The 13,231-nt window shown below is 50.6% G+C and carries 16 protein-coding genes; 9 read left to right on the forward strand and 7 right to left on the reverse strand.

Features of this window, described 5'->3' with window-relative positions; genetic code table 11:
• On the reverse strand, positions 1–128 hold a 128-nt coding region (locus tag AC4PME_RS17845; protein WP_491529685.1), incomplete at its 3' end, for an FMN-binding negative transcriptional regulator.
• Between the two features lie 264 nt (positions 129–392).
• Between AC4PME_RS17845 and aroQ the strand changes: the two genes are divergently transcribed.
• The 6 genes from aroQ to AC4PME_RS17875 all read left to right on the forward strand — a co-directional run bounded on the left by aroQ (position 393) and on the right by AC4PME_RS17875 (position 5,223).
• On the forward strand, positions 393–824 hold the full coding sequence (gene aroQ / locus AC4PME_RS17850) for a type II 3-dehydroquinate dehydratase (protein WP_303572374.1): 432 nt from the start codon (positions 393–395) through the stop codon (positions 822–824).
• A 20-nt stretch (positions 825–844) separates the two neighbouring features.
• Positions 845–1,306 (forward strand): acetyl-CoA carboxylase biotin carboxyl carrier protein, encoded by a 462-nt coding sequence (gene accB, locus AC4PME_RS17855; protein ID WP_119503064.1) that lies wholly within the window; start codon positions 845–847, stop codon positions 1,304–1,306.
• A gap of 13 nt (positions 1,307–1,319) precedes the next feature.
• Positions 1,320–2,663, forward strand: coding sequence for an acetyl-CoA carboxylase biotin carboxylase subunit (gene accC, locus AC4PME_RS17860; protein ID WP_119503065.1), 1,344 nt, complete (start codon positions 1,320–1,322; stop codon positions 2,661–2,663).
• A 96-nt stretch (positions 2,664–2,759) separates the two neighbouring features.
• Positions 2,760–3,287 (forward strand): DUF3750 domain-containing protein, encoded by a 528-nt coding sequence (locus AC4PME_RS17865; RefSeq protein WP_119503066.1) that lies wholly within the window; start codon positions 2,760–2,762, stop codon positions 3,285–3,287.
• A gap of 129 nt (positions 3,288–3,416) precedes the next feature.
• Entirely contained in the window at positions 3,417–3,971 is a 555-nt protein-coding gene (locus tag AC4PME_RS17870) for an outer membrane beta-barrel protein (protein WP_119503067.1), read from the forward strand.
• Between the two features lie 331 nt (positions 3,972–4,302).
• Positions 4,303–5,223: a hypothetical protein gene (locus AC4PME_RS17875; protein WP_119503547.1), complete on the forward strand. Its 921-nt coding sequence runs from the start codon at positions 4,303–4,305 to the stop codon at positions 5,221–5,223.
• Positions 5,224–5,338: 115 nt separating this feature from the next.
• Here the strand turns inward: AC4PME_RS17875 and AC4PME_RS17880 are convergent, their stop codons facing one another.
• Positions 5,339–7,459, reverse strand: coding sequence for an exonuclease domain-containing protein (locus tag AC4PME_RS17880; RefSeq protein WP_491044778.1), 2,121 nt, complete (start codon positions 7,457–7,459; stop codon positions 5,339–5,341).
• 154 nt (positions 7,460–7,613) lie between these two features.
• On the opposite strand from AC4PME_RS17880, the gene AC4PME_RS17885 reads away from it, so the two are divergent.
• The 3 genes from AC4PME_RS17885 to AC4PME_RS17895 all read left to right on the forward strand — a co-directional run bounded on the left by AC4PME_RS17885 (position 7,614) and on the right by AC4PME_RS17895 (position 8,940).
• Positions 7,614–7,805, forward strand: a complete 192-nt coding sequence (locus AC4PME_RS17885; protein WP_119503069.1) for a zinc ribbon domain-containing protein — start codon at positions 7,614–7,616, stop codon at positions 7,803–7,805.
• Position 7,806: 1 nt separating this feature from the next.
• Complete coding sequence (locus tag AC4PME_RS17890; RefSeq protein ID WP_491044779.1) at positions 7,807–8,463, forward strand: flavin reductase family protein; 657 nt, start codon at positions 7,807–7,809, stop codon at positions 8,461–8,463.
• Positions 8,464–8,646: 183 nt separating this feature from the next.
• Positions 8,647–8,940 (forward strand): high-potential iron-sulfur protein, encoded by a 294-nt coding sequence (locus tag AC4PME_RS17895; protein ID WP_119503070.1) that lies wholly within the window; start codon positions 8,647–8,649, stop codon positions 8,938–8,940.
• A gap of 21 nt (positions 8,941–8,961) precedes the next feature.
• Here the strand turns inward: AC4PME_RS17895 and AC4PME_RS17900 are convergent, their stop codons facing one another.
• Genes AC4PME_RS17900 through AC4PME_RS17920 form a run of 5 tightly spaced genes read right to left on the reverse strand, consistent with a single transcriptional unit; the run spans position 8,962 to position 13,222 of the window.
• On the reverse strand, positions 8,962–9,300 hold the full coding sequence (locus tag AC4PME_RS17900; protein ID WP_491044780.1) for a DUF3325 domain-containing protein: 339 nt from the start codon (positions 9,298–9,300) through the stop codon (positions 8,962–8,964).
• Positions 9,297–10,919, reverse strand: coding sequence for a PepSY-associated TM helix domain-containing protein (locus tag AC4PME_RS17905; RefSeq protein WP_491044781.1), 1,623 nt, complete (start codon positions 10,917–10,919; stop codon positions 9,297–9,299). The genes AC4PME_RS17900 and AC4PME_RS17905 overlap by 4 nt, the downstream gene beginning before the upstream one ends.
• Before the next feature lie 13 nt (positions 10,920–10,932).
• Positions 10,933–11,229: a hypothetical protein gene (locus AC4PME_RS17910; RefSeq protein ID WP_491044782.1), complete on the reverse strand. Its 297-nt coding sequence runs from the start codon at positions 11,227–11,229 to the stop codon at positions 10,933–10,935.
• Positions 11,229–12,599 (reverse strand): tetratricopeptide repeat protein, encoded by a 1,371-nt coding sequence (locus tag AC4PME_RS17915; protein ID WP_119503073.1) that lies wholly within the window; start codon positions 12,597–12,599, stop codon positions 11,229–11,231. The genes AC4PME_RS17910 and AC4PME_RS17915 overlap by 1 nt, the downstream gene beginning before the upstream one ends.
• Positions 12,599–13,222, reverse strand: a complete 624-nt coding sequence (locus AC4PME_RS17920; RefSeq protein WP_119503074.1) for an energy transducer TonB — start codon at positions 13,220–13,222, stop codon at positions 12,599–12,601. The genes AC4PME_RS17915 and AC4PME_RS17920 overlap by 1 nt, the downstream gene beginning before the upstream one ends.
• Between the last annotated feature and the right edge of the window lie 9 nt (positions 13,223–13,231).

Here is a 13,231-nt window from a genome sequence, read left to right on the forward strand (position 1 = left end):
CTGAGTGCAGTAACAATATTGATAGTTTCTTCAGCACTAACAAAATTAACCGTACCGGCAAGATGCGCAGAAACAAATAACCAGGTAGGTACACGTGGCTGCCGGGAATAAAGTGCCGGTGACGACATTAAGTGCAAACAAATGTTCGCGGAAGAATGGAAAAGCGACTAGCTGGTATAGAGAGTGTTAAAAAACCATAGATTATCATCTAATCTTGCGTCTATTTCCCCTGATTAGACCAGTATTTTGCTGCGAAAACTGTCTCATCCTCTATAATCTGCCGTTAACCTGGTGGAAATCCACAATTCGTGGTTCAAAATTCGTGCAAGCAGAGTTATTTTCTGTTGAAATGCGTTGTAAGCAATCATTTTAAGAAAGATAGCAGCAAGTTTATGGAAATTTTGTTACTTAATGGCCCCAACCTGAATATGTTGGGCAAGCGTGAACCGGAAACCTACGGTTACCAGACGCTTCAGGACATTGTCGATAATCTGGTTGAAAAAGCCAGCGCGGCAGGTGCGTCGCTGAGCCATTTCCAGTCTAACGCAGAACACGAATTGATCAACCGCATTCATGATGCCATGGGAAAGGTCGATGCTATCATCATCAATCCTGCGGCATTTACACATACCAGTGTCGCCCTTCGTGATGCACTGTTAAGTGTAAACATCCCTTTCATTGAAGTGCATTTGTCTAATGTGCATGCAAGGGAACCTTTCCGCCATCATTCATATCTATCTGACGTTGCTGCAGGTGTCATCCTTGGCTTAGGTGCCATTGGTTATGAACTCGCATTGACGGCAGCCCTGAACCTGAAAAACTGAATTAAAAACGAGAAATGACAATGGATATCAGAAAAATTAAAAAACTCATCGAACTGGTTGAAGAATCCGGTATTGCCGAACTGGAAATCACTGAAGGTGAGGAATCTGTACGCATCCACCGTGGTCCTACCGGTGCTGCTGCACCAATGGCTTACAACTATGCTGCACCGGCGCCTGCTCCTGTAGCTGCACCTGTTGCTGCCGCTGCGCCTGTTGCTGAAGCTCCGGCTGCCGAGCAAGGTCCTACTGGCCATCAGGTTAAATCTCCGATGGTTGGTACGTTCTACCGCGCTTCTTCTCCTACTGCCAAGTCATTCGTTGAAGTCGGTCAGTCTGTAAACGTTGGCGATACCCTTTGTATCATCGAAGCAATGAAGATGATGAACCAGATTGAAGCTGACAAAGCGGGTGTTGTTAAAGCTATTCTGGTTGAAAACCAGGAACCGGTAGAGTTCGATCAGCCTCTGTTCATCATCGAATAATCAGGCGGCCGATATGTTAGATAAAGTACTCATAGCTAACCGCGGAGAAATCGCGTTACGTATTTTGCGTGCCTGTAAAGAACTGGGCATCAAAACCGTAGCCGTGCACTCTACCGCGGACAGAAACTTAAAACACGTACTGCTGGCAGATGAATCCATCTGTATTGGTGGTGCTTCTGCAACTGAAAGTTACCTGAACATTCCGCGCATTATTGCTGCGGCAGAGGTAACCAATTCAATTGCAATCCACCCCGGCTACGGCTTCCTGGCGGAAAACGCTGCGTTTGCTGAAGCGGTCGAGAAAAGCGGTTTTATCTTTGTTGGTCCGAAAGCGGACACCATCAACCTGATGGGCGACAAAGTGTCAGCGATTAACGCCATGAAAAAAGCCGGTGTTCCTTGTGTACCTGGTTCCGATGGCCCGCTGACCGACGATGAAGAACGCAACAAAGCCATTGCTAAACGCATCGGTTATCCAATCATCGTTAAAGCTGCCGGTGGTGGTGGTGGTCGTGGTATGCGTGTTGTACGCAGCGAAAGCGAACTGATCCAATCTATCGCAACCACACAGGCAGAAGCCGGTGCCGCGTTCGGTAACCCGGTTGTGTACATGGAAAAGTTCCTTGAGAATCCCCGTCACGTGGAGATTCAGGTACTGTCAGACGGTCAGGGCAATGCGATTCACTTAGGTGAACGTGACTGTTCAATGCAACGTCGTCACCAGAAAGTTGTGGAAGAAGCGCCGGCGCCGGGTATTTCCGAGCAAATGCGTAACAAAATTGGCGAGCGCTGCTGTAAAGCTTGTGTAGAAATTGGTTACCGCGGTGCAGGTACGTTCGAATTCCTGTACGAGAACGGCGAATTCTATTTCATCGAAATGAACACCCGTATTCAGGTAGAGCACCCGGTTTCTGAAATGATCACCGGCGTTGACCTGATTAAAGAACAGCTTCGCATTGCTGGCGGTCAGCCACTGTCTGTTGACCAGTCACAGGTACAAATTCGTGGCCACGCCATTGAATGCCGTATCAATGCGGAAGACCCGGACACGTTCATTCCAAGCCCCGGCACAATCAACACTTTCCACTCTCCGGGTGGTCTGGGTGTACGCTGGGAATCACATATTTACAGCGGCTACACCGTACCGCCGTATTATGATTCCATGATTGGTAAACTCATCACTTACGGTGAAAGCCGTGATGAAGCCATTGCCCGCATGCGCCACGCGCTGGACGAACTGGTAGTAGACGGGATCAAAACCAACATCCCGTTACAGCGCCGTATCATGGCCGATGAAAACTTCTTTGCCGGTGGTACTAACATCCACTATCTTGAGAAGAAACTCGGTATGGCGTAAACGTCAAAAATCGATAAAACACCCGCTTTTGCGGGTGTTTTTGTTTGTGCTGTTTTTACCGTCCTGAGAGTATGAAACGAAGAAAAGGAGAAAACTGTGCGAAAATTTCTGTTACTCACGCTCATCATTAGCACCGCTGGATGTTCCAGTCAGGACTGGCGCAGTGCGTCCAGAGAGCCTGCGGGCATTGCTTATGCGCCGGAAAACTTTTCAGACGCGGTTATCGAAGTCTATGCGGCTGATGCATACAGCTGGCGTGGCTGGTTCGCCGTGCATACCTGGATTGCGGTAAAGCCGCAGGATGCACCGGAGTACACAGTGTATGAAGTCACAGGCTGGCGGGTAAAAAGTGGCCTGCCTGCATTGAGGGAGTACACCACGCCGACGCCGGATCGCTACTGGTATGGAGCAAAACCGGAGAAAGTCCTTTCAGTTACCGGTGAAAAAGCCAGAGCTTTGTTACCTAAGGTGCAGGAAGCCGTTGCCCGCTATCCCTGGGCAAATGAATATACCCTTTTTCCGGGTCCGAACAGCAATACCTTTCCGGCCTGGGTAGGCCTTCAGGTTCCTGAGCTGGAACTGGATATGCCTTTTACCGCAATTGGTTCAGGTTACGCCAGGTAATGTTTGGTTACACTTCGCGGGTGGCTTAACAACGCATCAGCATCTACCTTATGAGTGCACCGGACGGACTGGTGCATCAGATACCCGCTCTTTACAGGTGTGTCTGACGATTCATTAAGGAGTTGTTTTATGTCGCCTTTTTTCAAAGCTGCCCCGCTGTTAGCTTCTGCAGTTGCCGCCGGCTTGTTTGCTCCCTCTGCTTTGGCTGATGAAGACAGTGGTCTTTACGCCGGAGCCGGTTTTTTCACAACAACGTCTGAAGATTGCAGTAGTTGCGGCTACTCCGGTCAGTATGTGGAAGCCGGATACGATTTCAATGAAATTACCTCTGTAGAATTCAAATATGGCCGTGAAAAAGGGATGATTACCATTGCCTACGCCGGGTTAAATTTGGGTCACGATTTCAATACAGACTGGTTTCGTTTCTATGGGAAGCTGGGGGTATCGCGGATAGATGAAGACAACGCAGTGATAGACTCCGTTATCTGTAATGAATTTGAATGCATTCCGAGCTACTACTCCAGTACCTATCGCAGAAATGAGTTTACTGCCGGAATAGGCGCGAGATTCACCTTTTCAGGTAAAGCGCAGGGCTTTTATGCCAAGCTCGAATCAACAGCAGTATCAGACTCTGGCGATGACGTTTCTGCAGCATTGATGGCGGGTATTGGTTACCGCTTTTGATTTCGCGTGCAGGGAGGTGGTGCTTCCGCCTCTCTCCTATGCCTCGTAAAATCATTCGCAAGATCATTCGTAAAATACGATTTCACTCATCGCTTTTTCCCGATATCCGGACCAGCTGGTCAGCGCTATTATAATCTCAACTTCAAACGGGAAGGCCTCTTCCTGAACATCTCTCCCGATGTGTTTGAGTTCCCAATCTCATTGCGTTCCACTTCTATGCCAGCCCCGTGCTGGCTTTTTTTTGCCCTGAATATTTGTCGCCTGAGCTAATGTAATAAATTCATCGTATTGTGTTTGGTTCATTTGTGTCCGGTATATGGAAAGCAGTGTTATGTGGCGGTATTTTTCAGGTTTGTGTGTTGCTCTTTTTATCAGCACCAGTGCTTCGGGTCAGAGTGAATGGACTTTTAACGACAAGCTGGATTTACAGGTTCGTTCAGATGCCCGCTCAGACAGAGATCACCGCACTCAATACCGGATCCGCTATTATCCTCAACTCGCTATGGGGGAAAGCTGGAGCCTGAACAGTTTTATTGTCACCGGAAATGACTTCTCCTCAAGTCATAACACCTTGTTTGACGGTAGCAGCCAGCAGTTTCATGTCCGTCGTTTATATGTCAGACATACATCACCGGCAGGCAAGACGGAGATTGGTATTATTCCCACCTACAAAGGGCGGGTATCTTCCACCGGCTTGTCGAAAGACGGGTGGATTGAAGGTATTCGCCATGTGGTTAATCTGAACAGTCATCACGCTGTAGAACTGGTTGCCGGACAACTGGATAACCAGGATCCCTCAAATGCTCTGCAACTACCGGCGAAACTGGATTATGCTGAGCTTGAGTATTCGGGTCGCTTTTCAGATAAAGCCGGCTTTGAGATCAGTCTGGAGCGCATGACAGGCGGTAATTTTGTCCGCAGTGAATACCGCTATGCCTGGCACCCGCAGCATGAAATATTTATTGAGTGGATCCAGCGCCTTGACCAGTCACGCAATAAAGCCATTATTGGCGTTGCCGGCGAAGGTGCCATTAAAAACTATCCGCTGTCTTACTTTGTCTACGCTTCCCGGGTTGATGAAGGGCTGGGTTCCCGTGCGGAACTCACCGAGGACTTTCTCGGATACGGTCATGGCTTTTCCGGCGAAATAGGCGGCAGTGCGCTGTTCGCAGAAGATGCTGAATGGTTTATCCGGCTGGACGTGGTGGACAACGTGGAGCGTGTTCTCACCGGTTTGAAAATGAAGTTATAAAAAAGGCCTTCCCGGAGAGAAGGCCAAACAGCAAGAACGCGTACACACTTCAACAGTGCATAATAAAATACGCAGGAGAAAACCCGCGGGTTCAGCAACGATGCATTAAGCATTTTTAATCCTGTTGCTGCGTCATCACCAGCAGTTCGCCTGACGCCCTTGCATCAGACAATGCCCGGTGATGCTGTTCCATATCAATGCCGAAGTGTTTTGTCAGCGCCGCCAGTGAATATGAGGCAAGTCCGGGAAAGGCTTTTCTGGACTCTCTGACAGTACATAACTTGGGCCGCCGGAAAGGCTGCTCAAGACGGGCAAATTCCTGTTTGATAAATCCATAGTCGAAATTGACGTTATGGGCGACAAACACACAGTCACGGGTAAAAGCATCAATGGATTCAGCTACGTCGGCAAATACCGGCGCACCGGCAACCATGTCATTACTGATCCCGGTCAGTCTGGTAATAGACGAAGGAATGTGTCGCTGCGGATTGATTAAAGACTGCCACTCATCCACCACTACCCCGTTGATAATTTTCACAATGCCGACTTCGGTGATCCGGTGATACTGGCTGTTGCCGCCTGTGGTTTCGATATCAACAACAGCGTAGGGCTGCTCCGGGTCACGGTACCAGCTTACCTGCGTTATTTGCACATCAAATCCGGCCTGCTGCAGCTTCTGAATACTGACAAGTTGATTGCGGCGAAGCTGATCGCCGGGCGCCTTAATTTCTTCAAACCGCAGCGCCCCGTTTTCCACCACCATAATATCGGGGAATCCGTCACGCAGACTGGCAAAGTCCTGCGCCATCATTTTCAGCATGGCGGTTACCTGTGTAACCGGCGCATGTGTCAGCAACCCTTTGATCGGGTCCAGCAATTTTGTTCCCCACAGGAACAGGCTGTTCGATTCACCATAATGGGCAGCGGCCATGGCCGTTACATGCTTCATCAGTGCGTCTGCAGTAGTAAAACTTGCCAGCAGTTCATCAATTTTTACCGCAAATGAATCGTAGAAAGCATTATTCTTCAGGCTTTGGGGACGCCGGTCAAAGGCAGTTACCGGCGCATCCTCTTCAAACAATAATGTCCAGAACGTGAGGGCAAACAGACTCCGCCACAAGCGATTCTCGGTTCGCCAGGCTTCAGCGCCGTGACGCTGATACCAGGCGATGACGCCCCGTTCAACAGACTGATTCTGACTCTCGTCCAGTTGCAGTGTGCGGGACGCATTGCGCAACATATCAGTCACGATACTGGTACGTTTCTTATGATATTTACGCTGATAAAAATCTTCTGCGAAGGCCAGCAATGTATCTGAGGGCGGGGTATCGATAATGCTTTCCAGGCTTTGCTTTACCTCGTCTTTCAATCCCTCTTTGTAAGCTTCGCGAATCCATTTTTCTTTTGCTGTATCGCCGGGAGACTGCTCAAGAAAAGTCAGTGCAGCCTGCCGGTCGACAGACAGCAGCTTTGACCCCAGTTTTGCGTGGTATTTTTCCGCCAGCACTGCTGATATGGTGGAGAAGGTTTCCGGCACGGGGGCTTTTGCTGCTGCCAGACAGGCCTCATCATCAAGAAAATCCAGTTCGCCGGTGCGTGAGGCATAATAAAAAGCAGCGCCGGCATCCTCCGGCAATTCGAAGCGTGCCTGATCAGACACAGCCTGGCCCCGAGTACGCATGATGCCGAGATCACGCATGGAAAACTGATTCAGCCGCCCTTTAGTGTTTCCGAAGAACAGAAACAGCAAATAACGCATAGTGGCATCGAAGCGGCAAAACAGTAAATGCTCCACCGACAATGACGCCGGCCAGCCGTGACGTTTTATGCCATCGAATAAGTCTGCCATCAGCACACTCTTTTTTGCTGAAGCAGGCTGACCGCTGATCCCGAGATCATGCAGGTATTGCAGAATGTCGGCCTTGGTCAGCATACCGGCCAGTTCCTGCAGCGGCGCTTCTGTTACACACCCGAACCAGCCGGAGGCGGAAAGCGCATCTATTTGCTGCTGCGGATGCGGTATTTCTTCGTAGTAGAAATGCTCACGGTTGATGATGGCGTATTTGCGGTTTGCTGCACGGGCGATGATGCATTGCTGCGGTTCCGGCAGTGCATTGAAATCCTCAATAAAACGCCGCGCACTGTCGTCCAGCAATGCGCCACTGGCACCGTCGAAAAAGGACAAAAACTCGCGGAAGTGATCAAGATAATATTTTTCAGGCAACGTTTTACGCATCATCTGCACCGGACACTGTACACCTGACCAAGTGTATATTTATACAGCCTCTTTAATCAACCCGCCGGATGCAGTTTCCTTACAATCCGGTTATCTGTTTTCTGCGTATATCAAAAGTTAGCAAAATCATTTTAATCAGTTATCCGGAGTGGTTATGAGTCTGACGACCCCTAAGTTATTTCACTGCCCCTATTGCATGGAGCCGAATGAAGTAGAAATTGATGAGCAAAACGATATCAATGTTATGCAGGTACTGGATTGCCAGGTCTGCTGCCAGCCTATTGAAATGACAGTGTACAGTGACGGCGATAACCTGACCGTGCAGGTTGAGCAGGAGAATGCCTGATATGACTGACCCGTCCATGCGGCATTTTACTTCTGCTGCTATCAATGAGCTGGAAAAACAGACCCGGACGAACCTGATCAACTGCTTGTCCGGCTACAAAGGGGCCAACCTTGTGGGCACCACTGACGGTAAACGGGATAACCTGGCCATTATCAGCTCTGTTTTTCACGTGGGGGCGCATCCTCCTCTTCAGGGCATGTTGTTACGTCCCCATACTGTGCCACGGCAAACGCTGGAAAATATTCGTGAAACAGGTGTGTACACCATTAATGCAGTCAGCGCCGGCTGGACAGATAAAGCTCATCAGACTTCCGCCCGCTATGATGAACACACCAGTGAGTTTGATGCCACAGGCTTAACACCGCTGAAAGAAGATGGATTCGCCGCGCCATTTGTCGCCCAAAGTCCTTTGCGTATGGCCATGGCGGCAGAAGAAATATCCACGCTGCAATGTAATCAGACAGTACTGGTCATTGGCAGGGTGCTTGATATTTACGTGATGGAGGGGGCAACCGGTGAGGACGGACAACTGGATTTGGAGAAAATGAATCTTGCATGTATCAGCGGGCTGGATACTTACCACCGTGCGGAACGCATCGCCCGTTATGCCTATGCGAAACCGGACAAACCCGTCACGCTGGCAGGTAAAAACGCGTAAATGCACAGGTCCTGCGGTGAAGAAAAGTTAATCTACATCAAATATGTGACGGAACGATTTGGCAGTCCCGTAAATGTGTCGTATAACTATTGTCATGTTAAACCTGTCATCGCGGCAGGTTTTTTACGTTATAAGACCAAATAAAAACAAATCATTCTCGTTTAAGCTTTATGGGAGCAAATTATGAGTAATGTGAACCGTCGTGATTTCCTAAAACTGTCAGGCACCACACTGATCGGTTTGACGTTAGGTGGCACTGCACTTCGCGCACAGGCACAGGAGCAACTGCAGACCGACGACCCCACAGCACAGGCATTGAAATATACCCCGAAATCAACGGTGGAAGGGTCTCAGTGCGGTAATTGTATGTACATTCAGGGTGAGGACGGACAAGCTCACCGTCCCTGCGCCATTTTCCCGGGTAAACTGGTTAACACCAACGGCTGGTGCAGTGCCTGGGTAAAACGTCCGGGCTAAGTTTGAACCCGGACAGTTGGATCAGCGGGGTAATACCCGCTGAAGCCAGCCTCCCGGTACACACCAGCGCCATACAAATGCCAGCGCATCCTGCTGATAAGTAAACAGCAAAGACACCAATACCGCTGCCACATGCAGCAATCCGCACCACACAACCAGTCCGATTTCAGTTTGCCAGCCGGCTATCGCCGGAAACATTGCAACAGTCAGAAAACACACTGCCAGAGTCTGAAATATCAGCCTGCCCCCGGGCAGGTTTTCAATCTCATCACCGGTGACCGCACGGAAATGTTTCGGGTTCGCCATAGAAAAGTGCAGAAAACCGGCAATGCACAGCAGTAAACACAAAAATGTCATCATGCTGTCTGCTCCCCGGTGCTGCCCGCTTCCGGTGCAGGCCGTCTCCGGCGGGCAGGGCTGTCTTTGCGGCCTGACGGCGCGCGTTTAGATTTAGGTTCAGCTTTGAGTTTACTCACCGCATACCAGGCCAGCGCGGCCAGGATAAGACAGGCTGCATCGAATATGATCCTTAACGTATCAGGCACCAGAACAGGTGATGTAGCGACATCCAGCAACGGAATAAAGGTGAAGAGCACTGCAGCCGCCAGCGTTTGCCAGAGCCAGCCTTTCCGGTCGCGTCTGAACAGTCCGGCTACCACACAAAGCCCCCACACAATGAAAAAGCTGCGTACTTCCCAGTCACTGCGTGTCGCCAATTCTGCAGGCAACAGGCGGTTCGTCCAGAAATAAGCACCGGTAGCCACCATCAGCCCGGCGATAGCACCAATGTTCGTGCCTCTCACCAGTTCGAAGCCTCTGCGTCCCATTTGCTTTTTGGCGCGCTTCTCTACCCAAAGGACAGAACCGGTCCCCACCATTAACGTGCCCAGGATACCGGCAAAGAAGAGCAACCAGCGGGTAACACTGTCGGCAAAACGGGCCTGATGCAGCATGTCCATATAGTTATAAATTGCCTGGCTGGTATTCGGTGCAGAAGACGCCTCTTCTACTTTCAGAATTTCACCTTCAGAGTTAAAAACCAGCCCGCTGTTCCCGCCACGACCGGCGGATAACTCAACACGGTTGGGACCGGATACAGAAAATGTCGCTTTATCTGTGCCCGGATTTTTAATGGTGATGCGGTCAGCAGGTACGCCCCATTCAGCAGAAGCTCTGGCCATAACCTGTGCCAGCAGGGCGCTATTGTCCACAACTGGCGCTGCAGGCTTATGTTGTACTGCCCGCGCTTGCGGTGCGCCCCGTTGCGGCCCGCCCTGTCCTTGCGGACCTCCGCCACCGGGAGGACCACCATGGCCACCACCACTGCCGTTCCAGGGAAGCAAAGTGCCACCTAACAGTAACAAGCCGGAGAATGTGATCATCAGATGAAATGGCAGCGCCAGCACGGATGCCAGAACATGCCCGTCTATCCAGGAAAGCAGCTTCTTCTTTGGCCTGAACATGAAAAAATCTGCAAAAATTTTACGGTGCATGATCACGCCGCTGACAATGCCAATGAGCATCATCATGCTGACAATGCCGACAAAGGTCTCACCGGCAGCACGCGGTACGCCGTATAGTTCAAAGTGGAAGCGGTACAGAAAATTGCCACCGGCGGTTTCTCTCGGCTTCAGCTCCTCACCGGTAGACGCATTCAGAACGGCACGCTGCGAACGCATTTGCTGGCGATCTTCCCCGCCATTGCGCCAGCTTGCACTGACCGTTTCTTCTCTGGGTCCCGGTAAAGAAATTTGCCATTCCTGAGCCCCCGGGGCCTTGGCATGCAAATAGCGGTAAGCCACTTCAGCGCTGTTCTCAGCCGGCACAGACACATGCAATTCAGGCTGCATCCAGTGAGTAATTTCACTTCTGAAAAATGCCAGCGTACCGGTGAAAAATATCGCGAACAGGATCCAGCCCGCGGTGATGCAGCTCCATGTATGCAGCCAGGTCATCGACTGTCTGAGTGAACCTTTCATTGCCGTCTCCCCTTCATGACGCTACACCGGACCACACCAGTCCCCACGCCACGGCGTTAATTGCCAGCGCGGTGATGAAGGCTTTTACATGGTTATTGATGGCGAATATCCAGATGATATAAACCGTCCAGGCAAGGAAAAACACCATACGGATAAAGGCAATTTCCTGACGGCCGGATACATCTGACCCGGCCGCCAGCAACAAACTGATTGCGGTGGCCGCCGCATAACCACCCGCCACCGCCAGAATGACTCTGACAGTTACCGTAAAGGCAGGTGCTGAATAGAAAGGGAGATGTTGTGTTGTCATTATGATGCGTTCTTCACAATATTTTCCAGAGACTGAATATTGCTCAGCAAATCACTGCGTCCCGGATTCGATTTGTACACCTGACGAAGCAACGTCAGCGCATCAGCGTAAGCGTTCTGATTAATGGCGACCTGTGCCCGTCCCAGCATGGCCCGTTCTTTATATTCGGGGAGTGCTTCGGCACGCAGGTAATACATTTTTGCACGTTCGTCTTTCTTCTCTTTACGCAGAAGTGCTGCCAGCGTCATCAGCGCATCACCGTTCGCCGGCGCGGCTTTAATAGCAGTCAGCAGGTAGTCCTGTGCTTTACTGTTCTGATCCTTCGCAATGGCGAGGTTCGCCTTCATAACGTTCAGCATTGCTGTGTTACTGCTATCAAGGCGTTTAGCGTTTTTATCCAGTGTACTGACCAGAGCACCCAGGTTTTGCCAGTCCTGACTGGCCGCCAGCCAGTTGGCAATACTTAACATGGTCTCTGCGCCATCACTGTTGCCGGCCAGCAACGTACTGACGTTATCGTTAAGCAGCGCAACCGCACGATGCGGACTGCCGGACTTCACATGAAGTTTTGCCAGAGTCGTGAGATTTTCCGCACGCTTTTCCCCCAGAGACAGCGCCGTTTCCAGACTGCTGATAGCAGTGAGATCATCCTGGCTTTTCATCGCAATCTGACTGCGTTGCAGCCATAACCTTGCACTGTCAGGTTTTTCACTGAGCATTTCACCCACCAGTGAAGACGCCTGTGGAAGTGCGTCACTGGCAATCAGCGCAAACAGCAGACCCTGCGCCCACTGGGCATTGCCGGGTTCCAGCATCATGGCATTCTGATAGGCTGCGGTAGCACTGCGGGGTTTCTCCAGTTGCAGATTAAGGTATCCGAGCTGGCCATACACCTGACTGTCAGACACCCCGAGTGCCAGCGAAGCCACCACATGTTCACGGGCCTTTTCGTAAGCTTCATCAAGCATATAAATCATGCTCAGGCCACGGTGCGAAGTTGACGATGAAGGATCTTCCTTTAACGCCAGTTCGAAGTGTTTTTTCGCTTCACTGTTTTTCTTTAAGCTTAAAAACACCTGGCCCATCATTTCATGCAGCATGGCACTGACTTTTTCGTGTTCCTGACGGTAGGTGTTCCAGGCTTGCTCTACACCTTTGAAATCCTGCTTTTGCAGCAAAGGCTGTACGTTATGAAAGAACTCACCTTCGTCACGGTTTACTCTGTTCCTGTGGGCATCGCTTTTACCGGCGCGGTAACTGAATTCCCAGACCGGCTCTTCCAGCGATACTTTAACCTCTGCCTGCACGCCCGCTGTGAAAGCGAGTAGTAACGCACAGCATCCTAATCGTCTAAACGTGAATTTTTTCATTATGCTTCAATCTCCACAGGCCAGATAAATCTTGCTCTGACAGCGTGATCGGCTTTGTGCGGAGCAGTGAATTTACTGCCTTTCACAAAGCGCTGAATTTCCTTATTAAGTTCGTGATGCGGGTTGTCGACGATATCAATCAGGGTGACGTCACCCTTCTCATCAATCATTACATCCAGTTTCACCACAACCCGTTCAATACCGCGATGTTTCAGTTTTTTCGGGAACCGGATTTTTACCGGAGTCAGCAAGGTAGGCTTGCCGTCCAGTTCACTGAGAGCGTAAGCCTCCCAGTCTATTTCCGGTGCAGCCCAGTCAGGTTGCGCCATTGCCACGTCCGGCCGCTCCGGTTTATCAATTTCAATTTCCGGATCCACCTGAATATCGGCCATTGATACCGGCGCACCGGCACCTTCCACCTGCATATTCACATCTGCCTGCTCAGTCACCTGCTGACTTTGCGGGGGCGGCGGCGGGGGCGGCTGTGCAATGGCGATATCAAGCTGTCTGACTTCAAGCTCAGGGCCGTCTTCACTGTTGAGGTAATAGCCCAGAGTCAGTATTCCCAGCGACACCACCATGACACCGCCGCTGAGTAAAAATGCTGAAAGTTGCTTTTTCATTCTGCATCC

It is taken from the genome of Alteromonas sp. (assembly GCF_984505615.1).

Coding starts and splice junctions, on each gene's coding strand:
- AC4PME_RS17915 (WP_119503073.1), bottom strand. CDS start 12,599: ATGAAAAAATTCACGTTTAGACGATTAGGATGCTGTGCGTTACTACTC.
- AC4PME_RS17885 (WP_119503069.1), top strand. CDS start 7,614: ATGAGTCTGACGACCCCTAAGTTATTTCACTGCCCCTATTGCATGGAG.
- accB (WP_119503064.1), top strand. CDS start 845: ATGGATATCAGAAAAATTAAAAAACTCATCGAACTGGTTGAAGAATCC.
- AC4PME_RS17880 (WP_491044778.1), bottom strand. CDS start 7,459: ATGCGTAAAACGTTGCCTGAAAAATATTATCTTGATCACTTCCGCGAG.
- AC4PME_RS17900 (WP_491044780.1), bottom strand. CDS start 9,300: ATGATGACATTTTTGTGTTTACTGCTGTGCATTGCCGGTTTTCTGCAC.
- AC4PME_RS17870 (WP_119503067.1), top strand. CDS start 3,417: ATGTCGCCTTTTTTCAAAGCTGCCCCGCTGTTAGCTTCTGCAGTTGCC.
- aroQ (WP_303572374.1), top strand. CDS start 393: ATGGAAATTTTGTTACTTAATGGCCCCAACCTGAATATGTTGGGCAAG.
- AC4PME_RS17920 (WP_119503074.1), bottom strand. CDS start 13,222: ATGAAAAAGCAACTTTCAGCATTTTTACTCAGCGGCGGTGTCATGGTG.
- AC4PME_RS17875 (WP_119503547.1), top strand. CDS start 4,303: ATGTGGCGGTATTTTTCAGGTTTGTGTGTTGCTCTTTTTATCAGCACC.
- AC4PME_RS17895 (WP_119503070.1), top strand. CDS start 8,647: ATGAGTAATGTGAACCGTCGTGATTTCCTAAAACTGTCAGGCACCACA.
- AC4PME_RS17910 (WP_491044782.1), bottom strand. CDS start 11,229: ATGACAACACAACATCTCCCTTTCTATTCAGCACCTGCCTTTACGGTA.
- AC4PME_RS17890 (WP_491044779.1), top strand. CDS start 7,807: ATGACTGACCCGTCCATGCGGCATTTTACTTCTGCTGCTATCAATGAG.
- AC4PME_RS17905 (WP_491044781.1), bottom strand. CDS start 10,919: ATGAAAGGTTCACTCAGACAGTCGATGACCTGGCTGCATACATGGAGC.
- accC (WP_119503065.1), top strand. CDS start 1,320: ATGTTAGATAAAGTACTCATAGCTAACCGCGGAGAAATCGCGTTACGT.